The organism is Thioalkalivibrio sp. ALJ4 (genome assembly GCF_000377225.1).
Lineage (GTDB): Bacteria > Pseudomonadota > Gammaproteobacteria > Ectothiorhodospirales > Ectothiorhodospiraceae > Thioalkalivibrio.
The window spans coordinates 256,945-269,613 of sequence record NZ_KB897919.1 but is presented as its reverse complement, the minus strand read 5'-3'; the positions used below and the strand labels follow the sequence as shown (position 1 = coordinate 269,613).

15 protein-coding genes are annotated in these 12,669 nt (G+C 63.2%); 11 read left to right on the top strand and 4 right to left on the bottom strand.

Features of this window, described 5'->3' with window-relative positions; all coding sequences use genetic code 11:
* Nucleotides 1–8 precede the first annotated feature (8 nt).
* From pyrF to galU, 3 genes are all read left to right on the top strand, one after another.
* On the top strand, nt 9–740 hold the full coding sequence (pyrF, locus tag C936_RS0110780; RefSeq protein WP_018174339.1) for an orotidine-5'-phosphate decarboxylase: 732 nt from the start codon (nt 9–11) through the stop codon (nt 738–740).
* 63 nt (nt 741–803) lie between these two features.
* On the top strand, nt 804–1,088 hold the full coding sequence (locus tag C936_RS0110775; RefSeq protein ID WP_012982617.1) for a ComEA family DNA-binding protein: 285 nt from the start codon (nt 804–806) through the stop codon (nt 1,086–1,088).
* A 55-nt stretch (nt 1,089–1,143) separates the two neighbouring features.
* Complete coding sequence (gene galU / locus C936_RS0110770; protein WP_018174340.1) at nt 1,144–2,034, top strand: UTP--glucose-1-phosphate uridylyltransferase GalU; 891 nt, start codon at nt 1,144–1,146, stop codon at nt 2,032–2,034.
* 4 nt (nt 2,035–2,038) lie between these two features.
* On the opposite strand, the gene C936_RS0110765 is transcribed toward galU, so the two are convergent.
* From C936_RS0110765 to hspQ, 3 genes are read right to left on the bottom strand one after another with little or no spacing between them, the layout of a single operon-like run.
* Nucleotides 2,039–2,725 carry a rhomboid family intramembrane serine protease gene (locus C936_RS0110765; RefSeq protein ID WP_018174341.1) on the bottom strand — a complete coding sequence of 229 codons (687 nt, stop codon included), beginning with the start codon at nt 2,723–2,725 and terminating at the stop codon, nt 2,039–2,041.
* An 11-nt stretch (nt 2,726–2,736) separates the two neighbouring features.
* A complete protein-coding gene (ilvD, locus tag C936_RS0110760) occupies nt 2,737–4,422 on the bottom strand; it encodes a dihydroxy-acid dehydratase (protein WP_018174342.1) in 1,686 nt (561 codons plus the stop codon).
* 40 nt (nt 4,423–4,462) lie between these two features.
* Nucleotides 4,463–4,783 (bottom strand): heat shock protein HspQ, encoded by a 321-nt coding sequence (gene hspQ, locus C936_RS0110755; protein WP_012982621.1) that lies wholly within the window; start codon nt 4,781–4,783, stop codon nt 4,463–4,465.
* Between the two features lie 124 nt (nt 4,784–4,907).
* Here hspQ and C936_RS0110750 point away from each other — a divergent pair, with 124 nt between their 5' ends.
* Nucleotides 4,908–5,456: an NUDIX domain-containing protein gene (locus C936_RS0110750; protein WP_018174343.1), complete on the top strand. Its 549-nt coding sequence runs from the start codon at nt 4,908–4,910 to the stop codon at nt 5,454–5,456.
* A gap of 1 nt (nt 5,457) precedes the next feature.
* On the opposite strand, the gene C936_RS0110745 is transcribed toward C936_RS0110750, so the two are convergent.
* Entirely contained in the window at nt 5,458–6,120 is a 663-nt protein-coding gene (locus C936_RS0110745; RefSeq protein WP_018174344.1) for an L-fuculose-phosphate aldolase, read from the bottom strand.
* Nucleotides 6,121–6,349: 229 nt separating this feature from the next.
* Here C936_RS0110745 and C936_RS0110740 point away from each other — a divergent pair, with 229 nt between their 5' ends.
* The 7 genes from C936_RS0110740 to C936_RS0110715 all read left to right on the top strand — a co-directional run bounded on the left by C936_RS0110740 (nt 6,350) and on the right by C936_RS0110715 (nt 12,667).
* A complete protein-coding gene (locus C936_RS0110740) occupies nt 6,350–6,817 on the top strand; it encodes a cytochrome c (RefSeq protein WP_026278835.1) in 468 nt (155 codons plus the stop codon).
* Nucleotides 6,818–6,820: 3 nt separating this feature from the next.
* Entirely contained in the window at nt 6,821–7,747 is a 927-nt protein-coding gene (locus tag C936_RS0110735; protein ID WP_018174346.1) for a c-type cytochrome, read from the top strand.
* A 277-nt stretch (nt 7,748–8,024) separates the two neighbouring features.
* Complete coding sequence (locus C936_RS0110730) at nt 8,025–9,284, top strand: site-specific integrase (RefSeq protein ID WP_018649523.1); 1,260 nt, start codon at nt 8,025–8,027, stop codon at nt 9,282–9,284.
* Nucleotides 9,281–9,874, top strand: a complete 594-nt coding sequence (locus C936_RS0110725) for a hypothetical protein (protein WP_018649522.1) — start codon at nt 9,281–9,283, stop codon at nt 9,872–9,874. The genes C936_RS0110730 and C936_RS0110725 overlap by 4 nt, the downstream gene beginning before the upstream one ends.
* 93 nt (nt 9,875–9,967) lie before the next feature.
* On the top strand, nt 9,968–10,165 hold the full coding sequence (locus C936_RS14695; protein ID WP_081616855.1) for a helix-turn-helix domain-containing protein: 198 nt from the start codon (nt 9,968–9,970) through the stop codon (nt 10,163–10,165).
* A gap of 1 nt (nt 10,166) precedes the next feature.
* Entirely contained in the window at nt 10,167–11,135 is a 969-nt protein-coding gene (locus tag C936_RS0110720) for a toprim domain-containing protein (protein WP_231363263.1), read from the top strand.
* Nucleotides 11,132–12,667 carry a YfjI family protein gene (locus C936_RS0110715; RefSeq protein ID WP_231363219.1) on the top strand — a complete coding sequence of 512 codons (1,536 nt, stop codon included), beginning with the start codon at nt 11,132–11,134 and terminating at the stop codon, nt 12,665–12,667. The genes C936_RS0110720 and C936_RS0110715 overlap by 4 nt, the downstream gene beginning before the upstream one ends.
* The last annotated feature ends 2 nt before the right edge of the window (nt 12,668–12,669 follow it).

Below are 12,669 nucleotides of genomic sequence, written 5' to 3'. Positions count from 1 at the left end.
GAAGAGCCATGCGAGCAGTCGTTCAGTCCCCAGCCCCGCGTCTGATCGTGGCACTCGACTTTGCCGATGCCGACGGTGCCATCCAGCTGGCGCAGCGTCTCGATCCGTCATTGTGCGCCCTGAAGGTCGGGTTCGAGTTGTTTGTCGTGGCCGGGCCCGATTTATTGGGCAGACTGCACGATCTCGGCTTTCGGGTATTCCTCGATCTCAAGTTTCACGATATCCCCAACACAGTGGCCGCCGCCTGCAGGGCAGCGGCGCGAACCGGCGTATGGCTGGTAAATGTGCACGCCAGTGGTGGCTTGCAGATGATGCAGGCGGCGCACGAAGCGGTCCGCGAGGTCAATGATCACACCGCCGTTCTGGCGGTTACGGTTCTGACCTCCAGCGACGCACACACGCTGCGCGAGATTGGCGTTCAGCGCAGCCCGGAGGCCCAGGTGCGCCTGCTGGGCAATCTGGCCATCGCGCGGGCTGGGCTGGAGGGGCTGGTGTGTTCTGCGCAGGAGGCAAGCCTGCTGCGTGAGGAGCTGGGCTCTGGCCCGATGCTGGTGACCCCCGGAATCCGGCTTCCGGAGGCCGAAGGAGACGATCAGCGCAGGGTGATGACACCGGAGAACGCGATCAAGGCCGGTGCCAGCGCCATTGTGGTGGGGCGACCCATTACCCGGGCGGTCGATCCGGCGGCAGCTGCGACCGATTTCGCACATCGCCTGGAGAGGGTTTTCCAGAGCCACTGATCCCGTTAGGATGACCTTGGCGCAAGGGTTGCGCCGGTTATCACTCAACATGGAGCAGTTAACATGAAAAATGCCATCTACTGTGTGAAATGCTGGTTCTTCGCCGCCTTGTGCGTGCTGCCGCTGGCGCTGGTTACGGCATCAGGCGGGCAGACGCCGGTGAATGTGAACTCGGCATCGGCGGATGAACTCGCGACGCTGGACAACATCGGCCAGGTCAAGGCCGAGGCGATCGTCGAGCATCGCGAGGCCCACGGTCCGTTTGCCTCGGTGCAGGCGCTGACGGACGTATCCGGCGTCGGCGAGCGCACGGTGGAGATGAATCTCGACCGTATCGAGGTCGAGTAGCCCGATCGAGGACGACGGGGCCGATCCCCGTCGTCTTTTCCCACCTGGAGTCAGGATGAACCCGAATACGCCACCGATCCGCACCGCTGTTTTTCCTGTCGCGGGCATGGGCACCCGCTTTCTTCCGGCCACCAAGGCCAACCCCAAAGAGATGCTCCCCATTGTCGACAAGCCGCTTATACAGTACGCGGCCGAGGAGGCCGTGCGTGCGGGTATCGAGACCCTGGTGTTCGTGACCGGTCGCAACAAGCGTTCCATCCCCGATCACTTCGACAAGGCCTACGAGCTTGAAACGGAGCTGGAAGAGCGCGGCAAGACGGAGATGCTGGAGAAGGTGCGCAATATCGTGCCGTCCAACGTGACCTGTGTGTACGTGCGTCAGGCCGAGGCACTGGGTCTGGGACATGCGGTAGCCTGCGCGCGGCCGGTGGTACGCAACGAGCCCTTTGCGGTGATCCTGGCCGATGACCTGATCGAAGAAGAGCAGGGCGGTGCCACGAAGCAGATGGTCGAGGCCTTTAACCAGCATGGATGCAGCGTGCTGGGCGTGGAAGAGGTGCCGGCGGACCGCACCCATCAGTACGGCATCATTGATCCGGTGCAAACGGGCCCGCGCACCTGGGACGTACGCGGGATTGTGGAGAAGCCGCAGCCGGCGGACGCACCCTCCAATGTCGCGGTCGTGGGCCGCTATATCCTGACCCCGCGCATCTTCGAGCTGTTGGCCGAGCAGGAGCCCGGTGCTGGGGGCGAAATCCAGCTGACCGACGCAATTGCCAAGTTACTTCAGGAAGAGCGTGTAACTGCCCTTAATTTCGAAGGTCGCCGCTTCGACTGTGGAAGCAAGCTGGGTTATCTGGAGGCGACTGTGGAGTTCGCGCTGATGCACCCGGAGCTGAAGGACGACTTTGGCGCCTATCTGAAATCCCGCGCCACCACCTCCTGAAGCCTCACCACCAGAACCTCCGCTGACGCGGACGTATCGGAAGCCTTCCGCGCCAGTACTGGATGGCGAGGAAGCCGAACGCCATCCCGCCCAGATGCGCGAAATGCGCAATACCGGCGAGGGTGCCCGAGATCCCCAGGTAGAGTTCCAGGGCGCCGTAGGCGATGACGAAGTACTTTGCCTTGATGGGGATCGGCAGGAAGAACAGATAAAGCCGCTGGTTGGGGAACATCATCCCGAACGCCAGCAAGACCCCGAACACGCCGCCGGATGCCCCAACAGTGGGATAGACCATCCCATTGTCGCCATAGGCGGTGACCATAAGCTGTACCAGCCCTGCGCCGATCACGCAGATGAGGAAGTACAGGGCGAAGGGCCTGGAACCCCAGGCGTTCTCGATCTGCACTCCCAGCATCCAGACGGCAAACATGTTCACCGAGAGGTGAACGAGGCCTCCGTGCAGGAACCCGTAGGTCAACAGCTGCCAGAGCTGGAAGTCCGGCACACGTAGCCATTGCCCGTCCTGGAGGATCATCGAAGGCGTTCCGATGGGCCACAGGGCGAAATGGGTCATCAGCCAGTCGCCCAGCCAGGGCAGGGCAAGAAAGAGCGCCACGTTGGTGATCAGCAAAAAGCCGATCACCGGTGGCATCATGCTGAAATCGGGGTGGCGCGGGTCCGGGTGCGTCATCGGGGCCGGGATCAGCGAAAGTCGTCGGTGACCGCGCCGCGACTGGCGGATCCGACCTGACGGCTGTACTTCCCGAGCACACCTCGATCAAAGCGCGGCGGGGGTGCCTGCCAGGCACTGCGGCGACGCGCCAGTTCGTCCTCTGGTACCTCGAGCGCGAGACGATTACGGTCGGCATCGACCTCGATGATGTCGCCCTCGCGCACCAGGGCAATGGGCCCACCTTGCGCCGCCTCGGGAGCGACATGTCCGACGACGAGACCGTAGGTGCCTCCGGAGAAGCGTCCGTCGGTAATCAACGCAACGGAGTCGCCGAGACCCGCGCCGATGATCGCTGCCGTGGGGGCGAGCATCTCGCGCATACCGGGCCCCCCACGAGGACCCTCGTGACGGACCACGATGACGTCTCCAGCCTGAATACCACCCGCCAGGATGGCGTCCAGGCATTCTTCCTCGGATTCGAATACGCGCGCGGGCCCGCGAATCGAAGTGGACTTGAGCCCGGTGATCTTGGCCACGCTGCCTTCCGGCGCCAGATTGCCCTTAAGGATCGCCAGGTGCCCCTGCGGGTACAGGGGGGCATCCAGCGGGCGGATGATGGTCTGGTTCGATGGTGGTGCATCAGGGATGTCTGCGAGGACCTCGCTGAGAGTCTGACCGGTAATGGTCAGGCAGTGCCCGTGCAGGAGACCGGCGTTCAGCAGGATCTTCATGACCTGCGGTGTGCCCCCCACCGCATGGAATTCCGTGGTCACGTGTCGACCGGAGGGCTTCAGATCGCACAGTACCGGGGTTTTCCGGCGGATCCGTTCTACGTCATCCAGAGCTAACGGCACGTTGGCACAGTGGGCAATGGCGAGCAGGTGGAGCACGGCATTGGTCGATCCCCCGACGGCCATAACCACGGCCAGGGCGTTCTCGAAGGCCTCGCGCGTGAGGATGTCGCGCGGCTTGCGGTCGGCATGGATCGCCTCCAGGAGGACCTCGGCGGAACGGGCGGCGGAGTCGGCCTTTTCCGGGTCCTCGGCCGCCTGGGTCGACGAGCCCGGCAGACTCATGCCCATCGCCTCGAAGGCGCTGGACATGGTATTGGCTGTGAACATGCCGCCACAGGAGCCGGCTCCCGGGCAGGCATTGCGCTCCACGCCGGCCAGGTCTTCATCCGACAGCTTTCCCGCCCCATGCTGTCCGACGGCCTCGAACGCACTGACGATCGTCAGGTCCTGGTCCTTGTAGCGTCCCGGCTTGATCGTGCCTCCGTAGACGAAGATCGCGGGCACGTTAAGCCGGGCGATCGCCATCATGGCGCCGGGCATGTTCTTGTCGCAGCCGCCGGTGGCCAGCAGCCCGTCCAGACTCTGGCCGTTGACGACCGTCTCGATCGCATCGGCGATCACCTCGCGCGACACCAGGGAGTACTTCATGCCCGGGGTGCCCATCGAAATGCCGTCAGAGATGGTGATGGTGCCGAAGGTCTGCGGCATGCCGCCCGAGGCTCGTACGGCCGATTCCGCACGTTCGGCCAGTGCCCCGATCCCCATGTTGCAGGGAGTGATGGTGCTGTGGGCGTTGGCAATGCCAACGATGGGGCGCTGGAAGTCGTCGTCACCGAAGCCCACGGCCCTGAGCATGGCGCGGTTGGGGGTGCGGCGTGGCCCTTCGGTGACGACGCGGCTGCGTCGATTGTCCTGGGTCATCGAGTCGTCCTGTCCGTTGTCCGGCCCGGGAGAGGGCGGACTAGTGGGTGCGAGAATTGCTTCCCCGGCAGTAGCGCCCATTGAGGAAGTGATCGAAGAACTGGCCCAGTGCCGGATGGTCGATCTGCTGGCCGGAGGTGTCGGGTTCCAGGTGGCGTTCGGCCACATACGTGCTGTGCGAGTACCCGTCCACCAGCACGTGGTACCACGGCCGGTCCTTGGGGGGGCGGCTCCTGGCCACGGTTTCGTACCATTCGTCCGAGCCGGAGTAGACCGGGTCGACCTCGACGATCACACCGCGGTAGCCGAACTTGGTATGGTGGACCAGTTCACCCACGGTGAAGCGTGTTCCCTGTGTCATCGCTGCCCCCTGGCGGCGTTTGGTGCATTAATTGTGCTGCATTGACAGTGTCTCTCAGAAAAGACCATCGCCCGGGTCTCGCGTTCCGGCGCGTGGTCCTGAACCCGCAAAGCGAACGTATACCATGTCCCGTGACGTCAGCATCCCCCGCCCCGAATTTCACCGGGCCGTGCCCGAAAATGATGACCGCGAACGCAAGATCTGCAGTCACTGTGGCTTCGTGGACTACGAGAACCCGCGGATTGTGGTGGGCGTCGTGGCCACATGGGGAGAGCGGGTCCTGTTGTGCCGCCGGGCGATCGAGCCGCGCAAGGGTCACTGGACACTGCCCGCAGGATACATGGAGCTTGGCGAGTCGACCGAGCAGGGCGCCGAGCGAGAGGCCTGGGAGGAGGCACGCGCCCGGCTGCGTATCGATCGCCTGCTCGCGGTCTACAGTCTGCCGCATATCGGTCAGGTGCAGATGATCTACCGTGCCGAGCTGCTGGGCGACGATGTCGCTCCCGGACCGGAATCGGAAGAGGTCGCGCTGTTCGACTTCAATGATCTCCCCGGGGAGCTCGCATTTCCGTCGGTCGCCTGGGCCCTGGCGCACTATCAGCAGACGCGCCACCTGAACGAATTCGCGCCGATGGGCGCCCCGGAGTCCGCGAGCCCGCTGGGCGGGTTGTAGTTCAGCTGTCCTGCGCGCGCCGGGACGGCCCGTAGTCTCGGAATTTTTCCAGCACGCGCGCCATTTCATCATCGCCGAGCAGCTGCGGGCCGCCAATTTGCAGGCTCAGCACATACTGCTGCGCGAGCAGTTCGACCTCTTGGGTCAGCCACAAGGCCCGCGCGAGATCCGGCCCTGTCGCAATCATGCCGTGGTTGGCCAGCAGGCACGCGAGTCGATCCTGCAGGGCCTCCACCGCGTTGCCTGACAGCTGCTCCGTGCCGAACGTGGCATAGGGGGCACAACGGATCGAATTGCCCCCGGCCGCCGCCACCATATAGTGCAGGGCGGGGATATCACGACCCTGAATCGCGACCACGCTGGCATAGATCGAGTGGACATGCACCACGGCGTTCAACTCCGGGCGCGTCTGGAGGATCGCCCGATGAAAATGCCACTCGCTGGAAGGCTTCTGGTGATCCGGCCAGCGTCCCTGTGCATCGACGGAGACCAGGTCCTCCGGACGCAGGGCTTCATACGGCACGCCGGACGGGGTAATCAGCATGCCGTCGCCCAGACGCGCGCTGACGTTGCCCGAGGTGCCCTGGTTCAGGCCACGGCGATTGGTCTCGAGCGCGGTGTCGATAATCGCCTGGCGCAGGGCCAGTTCATCGGTGGCAGGCATCGGAATCCAGGGGGATAGATGGAAGCCGGATTGTATCGCGACAGGCGCGAAGGATGTCTCGGGGAACACCCGTTAGTTTATGGGGTCAATGTCGAGAGGCCGGCGTGAGCGGGACGTGAAGACGCGGATGGCGCGCACGCCACCTGGACATCTATATTGAAGGCTGTACTTGGCAGGCCGCAGCGGTCGCGCGGCACTTTCGATGTTCCATGAGCAGGGAGGACAACCCATGAAAAAACCCCTTCGTTTTCTGACTGCGGCTTCCGTTGCCGGAACCCTCGCGCTGGGCTTGGGCGCTGTGCATTCCGTGCATGCCTTTGACGAGCACGAGGCAACCATTGATTACCGTCAGGGCGTGATGCGGTCCATCGGCGGCAACGTCGGGTCTATCGCCGCAGTCGTTGTCGACGGCGCCGAGTTCGGCGACAACCTCGAGATGCACACCAGGCATCTGGTGGATCTCACCGCGGACATCCCGGCACTGTTCCCGGAAGGCAGTGACTTCCCCGATACCGATGCCAAAGAGGAGATCTGGGACGACTGGGACCGGTTCCAGGAGCTTTCTCAGGACACCAAGGATGCGGCCGAGGCATTGCATGCCGCGGTTGAAGCCGGTGAAGACGACGAACTCCCGATTCGCTTCCGTAATCTGGGGCAATCCTGCCAGGCCTGCCACGACGACTTCCGCCGCGACTGATCGGTGGTGGTGACCACAAGGCGCACAGGGCCGGCCGCCTGGCTGCCGGCCCTGGCCATTGCGGCCTTTACATGGGGTTCCGTCGCACAGGCGGAGGTGGAAATCGGTGAAGAGGACCCCCAGGCCGGAGAGGACGAACGTATTGCCTACGGTGAATACGTCTTGCGCGCCGGCGGGTGTGTGACCTGTCACACCGCGGAGGAGGGTGACTTCCTGGCCGGTGGTCGGCCGATCGAAAGCCCGTTCGGCGTGTTCTACGGCCCGAACATCACCCCGGACGAAGAGCACGGCATCGGCGGCTGGTCGGAGGGCGACTTCAAGAAGGCCCTGAGGGAAGGGCGCAGCCCGAACGGGACCCATTACTACCCGGCATTTCCGTACACCGCATATACGAAGATGACGGACCAGGACGTGGAGGCGTTATGGGCCTATCTGCAGTCCGAGGTCGAGTCCGTCGCCCGCGAGAATACCCCGCACGATCTGGACTGGTTCGTGCGCTTTCGGCCATCACTCAGTGTATGGAAGTGGTTGCACTTCGAGCCCGGCGAGTTCGAGGCAAATCCTGACGAGTCCGAGGAGTGGAACCGTGGCGCCTATCTGACTCAGGCCCTGGGGCACTGCATGGAATGCCATACCCCGCGCACCCGGACGGGCGGGCTGGACCTCGAGCGTCTGGGGGCAGGGGCGCGCATGCCGGATGGCGACGTCGCACCGAATATCACGCCGGACCGGGAAACCGGCATCGGCCGATGGGGCGCGCGTCATATCGCCCGCTACCTGGAGATGGGTATCACCCGTGACGGCGATTTTGCCGGGAGCAGCATGGCCGACGTGATCGAGCACGGAACGTCCTACCTGACCAGTGACGACCGCCGGGCAATCGCGGCCTATCTGCAGTCGCTGGACCCCATCGAACACGAGCCGGACTGAACGGGACGAAGGCTGCATAAAAAAGGGCCAGGCTGCAGCGCAGACCTGGCCCTTTCTCTTTATCTGGCTCCCCGGGACGGGCTCGAACCGCCGACCTAGTGATTAACAGGCGCATCCAACTGGTACACGCAAGTTCATGTACCACCTGACTATTTTCGAGCACTAGAGAGATATAACAGATACTTATGAACGCTATTGGCGTGCCGGGAAGTGACATTGAATGCCACTATATACCCATCTAGACTGGTACATATGTGGTACACGGCAGGCAAAAAGAGTGGCGACGCTAACCGAGAAAAGCATTAACGCAGCGCAACCGCCCGAGAAGGGTCAGCGCTTCATGTACGACGATCACCGAGACGCACCCCGAGGCTTCGGGCTGCGGATCACGCCGAAGGGAAGCAAGTCTTTCATCCTTCGGTACACGTCCAAGGATGGGAAAGCGCGACGTCTTACCATCGGCCCGTGGGGAACCTGGTCGCTGGCTGCCGCGCGCAAACAGGCGCGAGAGTTCCGACAAGAGATTGACACCGGTGCCGATATTCTGGAAAAGCGGCGCACTGAGCGGCAGGAGCCCACCTTGCGTGAGATCCTGGGACGGTACGACCGCGCGCATATCAGCAAGCTGAAGTCCGGCCCAGCTGTGCGCCGTACATTAGAGACATACGCTCTGCCCGTGCTGGGTAGCACGAAAATCAAGGCAGTCCGACGGCGCGATGTCATTGAGTTGGTTGAAGGCGTAGCGGAGGAGCACCCGCGTACCGCTGCGCTATTGCTGACCCACCTGAAAGGTCTGTTCGCCTGGGCTGAAGATCGCGAGGTGATCGAAGCGAACCCTGTCGCCACGATCCGTCCGCGGAAGGTCTCGAAGGCCATGGTCCCTCGCCAGCGGGCGAGGGTACTGGACGATTCTGAGATAGAGGCATTTTGGAGCAGCGCGACCGACATGCACCGCCTCACCAATCTCGCGCTGCGCCTGATCCTCGTGACGGGGCAAAGGCCGGGGGAAGTGGCCGGAATGCGCTGGGATGAAATTGACGGCGCGTTATGGACTATCCCGGCCTCCCGTCGCGGCAAGACCGAGACGTCGCACACTGTTCCGCTGTCGGATACTGCGCTAGAGATCCTGGAGCAAGCCAGAGTAGAGCTAGAACGTCTCGCGGGGCGAAGGAAGAAAAAGCCGACGGGCCACGTATTCGAGGCACGCCCCGGAGCGCCAATCACGACGCCCGCCTTGGGGCGCGCGGTGGCCCGTTTTCGCGCAAAACTCGGTAACAAGAATGCCGAGACGTGGGGGCACTGGACACCACACGACCTCCGCCGGACCTGTCGAACCCGTCTGGCAGCGGAGGGCATCCCCGAAGCCGTGGCCGAAGCCGTGATAGGGCACACGCGCCAAGGAATCGTGGCGGTGTATGACCGGCACAAGTACGACACGGAGAAGCGTGCCGCCTTAGAGGCTTGGGAGCGGCGCCTGCAGCACATCGCCAGCGATGCAAAGGATAACGTGGTGTCTATTGCGGAGGGACGAGCATGAAGTATGAGCCCTACCGCGGATCGCGCCCTAAGAGAGGCTTGCAAGCCTTTCTTCCGGATTTCCGAAAGGGTGAATTACGAGCGTTTTTGAACCATCAACTGGCGCAATGCGAGGAAGCGGAAAATGAAGGCGACGAAGACCTTAGGTGGCTGTTGCTACGTTCTTCCACGACACGGGCGCAACAGGCCGTTCAAGCCGCGGACCCCTCGGCCATTGCGCAGACTTTCTACGATGTGGGAAAGGCCGTTGAGGCTTTCGCGCACCCGGCACCGACTGAATATGCTGACTGGCTTTCGGAGTACGAAGACCTTCTAGTCGCTAAACACAAACGCAACGCGCCGAATCGCAGAAAGCAGAAAGCCAAGACAATTGCGCAAGCTCTCGCGCAACAACTTTGGAAAGAGGATGACGCCAAAACTATCCGAATCAGGGACATGTGCGAGCAGGTTTACAAGATTATGTTACGTATTGGCTTTGATGAGCATCTACCGGGCCAGAGCGAAGGACTTGCGACATGGATCCGGCCGATTGCGCCGGATCACGCCAAGCGCCCCGGTCGCCCAAAAAAAAATCCTAGAATCGTACGGTAATAATATTTTCCTTACGGCTGCCCAATTTTATCTGCACAATCCGGGACCTACAGTGACCCCTGAAGCCAATACACGCTTACAGGGTGTCACCAAATGTCGAGCAGAGAACTTCTATCTACCCGCCAGGCAGCCGAGTTTCTTCATGTCTCCCCTCGCACGTTGATCAGATGGCGTGGTGAACGACAAGGCCCGCCTTGGGTAAAGGCGGGCCGAAAAATTCTCTACCGCCGAAGCGATCTTGATTTGTGGATAGATCGCCAGCGGGTCGAGCCGGTGCTGGGGGTGTCCTGATATGGATGCCCAAAACAGAAACGCCCCGAGCCGCAGGGGGGCGGCGCAGGGCGTAGGGGGTGAGCACAGGGGTGCGCTCGAAACCGAGTATAGCAGCGATCCGACCCGAGAGATCCTCGCCGCGATGGCCCGCGATGGCGTGGCGCCGTACAACCCGGAGGATCTGCGCACCGATGGTTCGCTGGTCCGCTACCGAGTAGACGGAGACAAGGCCAGCACCCGCAACGGCTGGGCCGTGATCCACTTGGACGGAATTCCGGCTGCCCGCTACGGCTCGTGGCGGCAAGGCGAGACGTTCACCTGGTGCGCCCGGTCGCGTGACAACATGAGCCCCGCCGATCGCGAGGCCCTGCGGCAGCGCATGGACGATGCACGTCGGCAACGCGACGCAGAGACCCGCAAGCGCCAAGCCCGCGCCGCAGGCCGCGCCCGCCAGGTGTGGGGCGAGGCCCGGCACGCGGATCACGATCATGCGTACCTGGTCACCAAGGGGGTGCAGCCACACTCGGCCCGCCAGCAAGGCGAGCGCTTGGTGCTGCCGGTTATCGACCCGGCCACCAGCGGGATCACCAGCCTGCAAACGATCAGCCCAGACGGTCGCAAGCTATTGTTGCCCGGTGGTCGCAAGCGAGGATGCTGCATCCCCGTTGAACTCGGCAACGGCGGCCCGACCTTGATCGCCGAAGGCTTCGCCACCGCCTGTACCCTGGCCGAAGCCGACCGGACCGCGAAGGTACTGGCTGCGATTGACGCCGGGAACATGGAGCCGGTCGCGGTGGCCGTGCGCAAGCGATGGCCGCATGCGGACATTATTATCTGCGGGGACGCAGATGAGGTGGGCACGACCAAAGCGCGTGCCGCTGCCATCGCGGCCGGAGCCCGCCTGGCGATTCCCGAGTTCCCGCCTGGTGCCGATGGTAGCGACTACAACGACCTGGCGGCCCTGTTGGCTGAGGGGGGTGGCGCATGAGCGGCAACCCTATCGCAGCAGCCATCGAGCAAGCTGAAGCGCCGCAATCCGCACACACGTGGCCAGACCCCGAGCCTCTACCGCCGCCGATGCCGCCGGCACCGGAGTTTGCACCCGAGCTGCTGCCGGGGGCGCTTCGGCCCTGGATTCAGGACATTGCCGAGCGGGTGCAATGCCCGATGGACTATCCCGCCGTGGTCGCCATGACCGCGCTCGGGTCCGTGGTCGGTCGGCAGATCGGTATCCATCCCAAGCGACACGACGATTGGTTGGTCGTACCGAATGTATGGGGTGCGATCGTCGGGCGGCCTGGCGTGATGAAGTCACCCGCGATGACCGAGGCCCTGCGGCCCTTGCATCAGCTCGAGAGTGAGGCGCGGGAAGCCTACGAGCGCGCAGCGCACGAATACCAGGCGGACAAACTTCTGGCTGAGGCCGCGAGCAAGGCCGCTAAGAAACAGATCGAGGAAGCTACCAAGAAACGGGACATGCATGCCGCTCGCATGCACGCCCTGGCGGCTATGGAAGAGCCCGAGGCACCAGTGAGACGCCGGTATACGACGCAAGACCCGACCGTCGAAAAGCTGGGCGAACTACTTCGGGATAACCCACGCGGCGTGCTGGTGGCTCGCGACGAGCTTGTCGGCTGGCTGCGTGGTCTCGACAAAGAGGGGCACGAGTCCGCGCGGGCCTTCTATCTGGAAGCCTGGTCCGGGACGGGCCGCTATACCTACGACCGCATAGGCCGGGGCACCATCGAGATCGAGGCCGCGACGGTCTCGCTGATCGGCGGCATCCAGCCGGGACCGCTGGAAGATTATCTGCGGGCCGCCCTGCGTGGTGGAGTGGGTGATGATGGGCTGATGCAGCGCATTCAACTGTGCGTGTGGCCCGATATGGGGCGCGAATGGAAGAACGTAGACCGCTACCCCGACCGCGAAGCAAAGCAGGCCGCCTACAACCTGTTCGCGCGCCTGAACGATATCGACGCCTCCGAACTCGGTGCCGATACCGCGTCGGATATCCCGGCCCTACGGTTTGATGCAGATGCACAGGCGGTGTTCGACAAGTGGCGCGCAGAGCTAGAGCAACGGCTGCGAGATCCGGATTCGACCGAGCCGGATGCCTTTATCTCGCACTTGGCGAAGTTTCGCAGCCTGGTGCCGAGTCTCGCCCTGCTGTACCACCTGGCCAGCGATCGCACTGGGCCCGTGGACGAGGAAGGGATAACCGCCGCGATCGCGTGGGGCGAATTCCTCGAGGCGCATGCCCGCCGAGTGTATGGCACTGCACGTACACCTGAGCTTCGAGCGGCCTATGAGCTGGAACGCCGGCTACACAAGGGTGATCTGACAACACCCTTCATTGCCCGCGAAGTGCACCGCAAAGGATGGCGGGCTCTCGATCGCGAAAGCGTATCAAGGTGCCTAGAGTATCTCGAGGATCTGGGGCGTGTGAGAGCCGAGCACCATGCCACTGGGGGGCGCAATAAAACCCTATGGCATGTCCATCCTGCTGTGATGGGGGGGTGACG

Coding starts and splice junctions, on each gene's coding strand:
- C936_RS0110750 (WP_018174343.1), top strand. CDS start 4,908: ATGTCCCGTGACGTCAGCATCCCCCGCCCCGAATTTCACCGGGCCGTG.
- C936_RS0110740 (WP_026278835.1), top strand. CDS start 6,350: ATGAAAAAACCCCTTCGTTTTCTGACTGCGGCTTCCGTTGCCGGAACC.
- C936_RS0110745 (WP_018174344.1), bottom strand. CDS start 6,120: ATGCCTGCCACCGATGAACTGGCCCTGCGCCAGGCGATTATCGACACC.
- pyrF (WP_018174339.1), top strand. CDS start 9: ATGCGAGCAGTCGTTCAGTCCCCAGCCCCGCGTCTGATCGTGGCACTC.
- ilvD (WP_018174342.1), bottom strand. CDS start 4,422: ATGACCCAGGACAATCGACGCAGCCGCGTCGTCACCGAAGGGCCACGC.
- C936_RS0110765 (WP_018174341.1), bottom strand. CDS start 2,725: ATGACGCACCCGGACCCGCGCCACCCCGATTTCAGCATGATGCCACCG.
- C936_RS14695 (WP_081616855.1), top strand. CDS start 9,968: ATGTCGAGCAGAGAACTTCTATCTACCCGCCAGGCAGCCGAGTTTCTT.
- galU (WP_018174340.1), top strand. CDS start 1,144: ATGAACCCGAATACGCCACCGATCCGCACCGCTGTTTTTCCTGTCGCG.
- C936_RS0110720 (WP_231363263.1), top strand. CDS start 10,167: ATGGATGCCCAAAACAGAAACGCCCCGAGCCGCAGGGGGGCGGCGCAG.
- C936_RS0110715 (WP_231363219.1), top strand. CDS start 11,132: ATGAGCGGCAACCCTATCGCAGCAGCCATCGAGCAAGCTGAAGCGCCG.
- C936_RS0110775 (WP_012982617.1), top strand. CDS start 804: ATGAAAAATGCCATCTACTGTGTGAAATGCTGGTTCTTCGCCGCCTTG.
- C936_RS0110725 (WP_018649522.1), top strand. CDS start 9,281: ATGAAGTATGAGCCCTACCGCGGATCGCGCCCTAAGAGAGGCTTGCAA.
- hspQ (WP_012982621.1), bottom strand. CDS start 4,783: ATGACACAGGGAACACGCTTCACCGTGGGTGAACTGGTCCACCATACC.